This window comes from Accumulibacter sp. (genome assembly GCF_016789985.1).
Classification (GTDB): domain Bacteria; phylum Pseudomonadota; class Gammaproteobacteria; order Burkholderiales; family Rhodocyclaceae; genus Accumulibacter.
The window spans coordinates 1-3,743 of sequence record NZ_JAEUOL010000131.1 but is presented as its reverse complement, the minus strand read 5'-3'; the positions used below and the strand labels follow the sequence as shown (position 1 = coordinate 3,743).

The following is a 3,743-nucleotide window of genomic DNA, read 5'->3' as shown; positions in this document are numbered from 1 at the left end:
CACGCTGGATCAAGCAACTCCGGGCCATCGGCAAGTGGCCCAGCCACAACCCACCAGCGGCCAGCGCCGCACACTGATTCGCCGCTGAACACCTGGGGTCGGGCCCAGCGGCTGTTCAAACAATGCTGCTTGTCGGCAGGTATGGTCACGTCACTTCAGCGATGGGCTTTCACGGTAACGAATGAAAGGGACCTCCCCGTCCCGAGGCTGCGGCGGAAGCCGCGAACGGCAACGAGTGCCAAGAGGAGATTTCGCGATCACATCAAAACCACGCAAGGGGAAGTCCGTGAGCATGATCACCGCAGGCATCGATCTGGCCAGGAACGTCTTTGCCGTGCCTGGCGTTGATGATCACGGCAAACCGGCGCTGGTCAGGCCGAAAGTATCGCGCGAGCATCTGCTGCTGCTGATCGCCCGGCTGCCGCCCTGCGTCATCGGCAGCGAAGCCTGCTCCGGCGCGCACCACTGGGCGCGGCTGTTCCACCAGCACGGCCAAGCGTGCGGCTGATGGTGCCCAAGTTCGTCAGCCCCTGTCGGATGAGCGGCAAGCGCGGCAAGAACGACGCGGCCGATGCGGTGGCGATCCGTGAAGCCGTTACACGACCGGCCATGCGCTTCGTCCCGCTCAAGGAAGCACCCCGGCAGATCATCCTCGCCCTGCATCGCACCCGGCAAGGCTTCGTCGAAGAGCGCACGGCCACCGACAACCGCCTGCGCAACCTGATTTCGGAATTCGGCATCGTCCTGCCGCAAAAGGTGACCAACCTGCGTCGCGACATCGCGCTGCCCCTGGAAGAACCTGCCCGGCGATGCCCGCCAGTGCGTTGGCGACCTGCTGGCCCACGTCGATGGGCTTGCTGCCCGAGGACTACGGCCGGATCCTCGCCAAGGCTGCGCGGGAGGATGCGCTCAGCAAACGGTTGATGACCTTTGCCGGGGATCGGCCCGAACACCACCAGCGCCCTGCTCGCCAGTATCGGCGGCGGTCATGATTTCAAGATCGGCCGTCAGGTGGCTGCCTGGATCGGCCTCGCCCCCGGCCAGTAAAGCAGCGGCGGGGTGGTGATCAATTCCAGGGGAGGCGGTCATTCCCGACCAACGATCGAGGCCCCGGCGCGCATCTTTCATCAGAGTCCGGGCACCCTGCCCAACATGACCGGTTGTCGTTTCGCAGTCCGCCATCTTCTTCACTACGCGCTGTGGAATCGAACCGTTACCAGAAAAAAGTGATGAACTAAAAATCGTCAGGGTACTTGCGAGTTTTGGGGAAACCCTTGTAGTTTAAGTTCAGGGGCCGCCTGGGGCATCGAATCGCGAGAGATCAATGCGGCTGTGTCCGTCGGGCGTTCGCATCATCGCGATCTCGACTCGTTGATCGCGCACTCCAGTGACGCGGCCAGCCCAATCTCCTTCGATAGGCATGCGCCCTTCCAGCACAAGGCCGAGTTCGATGAAGAAGGCAATCGTGGCATCAAGGTCCTCCACCACGATGCTCACGTTATCCATGCGTGCCCCGGCCCCGATTTTTCTGGACAGGAATTTGGGGTAAACCCGTGTCAAGAGAAAGGGGCTGGAAATGCTGAAGAAGAAGGATGCAGGGAGGGTTGCGGCGGGGTCTCTGGAAGGAGCGGGTATCGCGACTGGAGGCGAGCCGGCGCGGCTGCCGAAGTGAAGCGGTGGTCGGCGGGCCGGCAGCAGGAAGTCGTGCTGCGCCGGTTGCGCGGTGATCCGGTAGATGCGATCTCACGGGAGGGATCGGTGCCGATAGACCAGCTCGCAGGCTGGCGCGACCGGGCGCTGGCGGGCATCGACGCCGGCCGCAAGGAACGGGAGAACGATCCGGTCGAGCGGCCGCTCGACGAGGCCAAGCGGCGCATCGGCGAACGGGTCATGGAAGTCGAAATCCTGCAGAAGGAAAGGCGGGCGAAGCCCCCTTGGGTCGGCCGGAGGTCGTCGCGATGAGCCGCGAGACCGCCGCAGGCGTCGGCAAGCCCGACGGCCTGGAACGGGTCTGCCGGGGGCTCGAAATCCCCCGCTCGACGATCTACGCCCAGGAGCCGCGGCAAGCGGTCAAGGTCGTGCCGCTGCACCCGACGCGGCGCGGGCCGAAACCGAAAGTCCCGGACGCCGATCTCCTCGCCGCCATCCAGGCCGACCTGGGGGCCTCGCCCTTGACCGGCGAGGGTCACCGCAAGGTCTGGACGCGCCGGCGCCTCCTGCGTGGCCTTCGCGTCGGCCGCAGCCGCGTGTTGCGCCTGATGCGCGAGCCCCCGTTACGCTCGCCGCATTGCCGACTCCAGGGCGCGCCGAACCTGCCCGACGGGATCATCCCCAGCGACCGTCCGAACGAGAGGTGGGGCACCGACGGCCGCCGCATCGAGACGGTCGACGAGGGCTGGGACTGGGTGTTTTCGGCGGTCGATCACTGCGATGCCTATTGTGTCGGCATCCCTGCGGTCAAGATCGGCAATCGCTTCGCAGCCTTGCAACCGATTGCCCAGAGCCTCAAGGACGAGTTCGGCGCCATCGGCGCCGATGCCGGGCGCGGCTTGATCCGGCGCAGGGACAACGGCACGCCATACCCCGCCGACGACTTCCTCAACCAGGTCAAGTTCTCGGGCATCGCGCCGAGCTTCGCCTTCGTCGCCGAGCCGCAAACCAACCGCGTCGTCGAGCGATTCAATCGGACGCTGAAGGAGCCGGTCATTCACGGCCGCCTCTTCAGGAACGTCGAGGAGGTGCGCGCCGCCGTCGCCGCGTTCGAGGATCGCTACAATCGCCCTTGGCGTCTCGAAAAACTGGGCTTCATGTCACCCCTCGAAGCCCGTCAGGCTTATCCCATGCGAAAGGTGGCCTGAGTTGCAATACCGTGTCCAGACAATCCGAGCCGGTACATTTGCAGGTGTTTGACTCATGTCTTTGAGCGCGACTCTGGACTTGAGGTTGTGTTGTTCCTCAGCGGAGTGCGGCTACGTCTTCCGGAGATGCGACGCGCGCGAGATTAGGAACCAGCAGATGGCGAAGTGCACAAACGAACTCAAGAAGGCGACTGCGTAGATGAGCGCACTGTGATCGATCGGGCCGAGGCCGACCGCGGCAAGCCACACACACAGATACGCGACGGTCGCAATTGCACCACGTTCAAGAGTGCGAGTCTTGTCGTCAACCACGCGCCAAAGCATTACGAGTAGGCACGCCAAGATAACCAGACCGAAGGCATAGCCCAAGCCAACAAGAAAGAGCATGAGCAAAGCGCTCTCGGAGCCAAGCAGGACGTAGAGGAGTCCAACGGCCAGACTGACAACGGAAGCGACGCCCAGCGGAAGCACAGAGGGCTGGGAGTGTTGTGGTTCTTGTGGCATGCGCGTCTGGTATGGAAGGTCTGATTAAGCCCCAATTCTGCGCTCGCTCACCCAAGGGCTGTTCTCATTCACGCGGACGCTCAAATGACAAATCGAAGCTTTGTTGAAAAAGTTTTAACAATCAATGGCCTAGCAATGGGCTGTTCACGGCCATTGAAATTTGATTATATCCTGACTTTTGCGTGGAGTCGGGATGGATCGAAAGATGCGACGAGATGACCAGTGGGAGCGAATTGAACAACTGCTGCCCGGGAAAGCCACTGATCCGGGTCGCACGGCGAGTTAGTGCAACATGCTTTCTGTAAATTTCCTTCGAGCTGGAAAGGCGTTGCCGAGTTGCCCGCAGCGATGAGGGCGCGTAGCGCCCGAAGAGCGGAGGGC

The 3,743-nt window shown here is 62.9% G+C and carries 1 protein-coding gene and 4 pseudogenes; 4 read left to right on the top strand and 1 reads right to left on the bottom strand.

Going from position 1 to position 3,743, the window contains the following annotated elements:
• Positions 1-286: 286 nt before the first annotated feature.
• Positions 287-1,044 (top strand): annotated as a pseudogene (locus tag JNK99_RS07535) (IS110 family transposase); the annotation flags it as partial.
• A gap of 255 nt (positions 1,045-1,299) precedes the next feature.
• On the opposite strand, the pseudogene JNK99_RS07530 reads toward JNK99_RS07535, so the two are convergent.
• Positions 1,300-1,506, bottom strand: a pseudogene (locus JNK99_RS07530) (VOC family protein); the annotation flags it as partial.
• 147 nt (positions 1,507-1,653) lie between these two features.
• On the opposite strand from JNK99_RS07530, the pseudogene JNK99_RS07525 reads away from it, so the two are divergent.
• The 3 genes and pseudogenes from JNK99_RS07525 to JNK99_RS07515 all read left to right on the top strand — a co-directional run.
• Positions 1,654-1,962: pseudogene (locus JNK99_RS07525) on the top strand (IS3 family transposase); the annotation flags it as partial.
• Positions 1,959-2,858 carry an integrase core domain-containing protein gene (locus JNK99_RS07520; protein ID WP_291850888.1) on the top strand — a complete coding sequence of 300 codons (900 nt, stop codon included), beginning with the start codon at positions 1,959-1,961 and terminating at the stop codon, positions 2,856-2,858. The pseudogene JNK99_RS07525 and the gene JNK99_RS07520, both read left to right, overlap by 4 nt.
• A 697-nt stretch (positions 2,859-3,555) precedes the next feature.
• Positions 3,556-3,645, top strand: a pseudogene (locus tag JNK99_RS07515) (IS5/IS1182 family transposase); the annotation flags it as partial.
• Between the last annotated feature and the right edge of the window lie 98 nt (positions 3,646-3,743).

Bases quoted from the DNA above. Each gene is read 5' to 3' on its own strand.
- JNK99_RS07520 (WP_291850888.1), top strand. From the start codon at position 1,959: ATGAGCCGCGAGACCGCCGCAGGCGTCGGCAAGCCCGACGGCCTGGAA.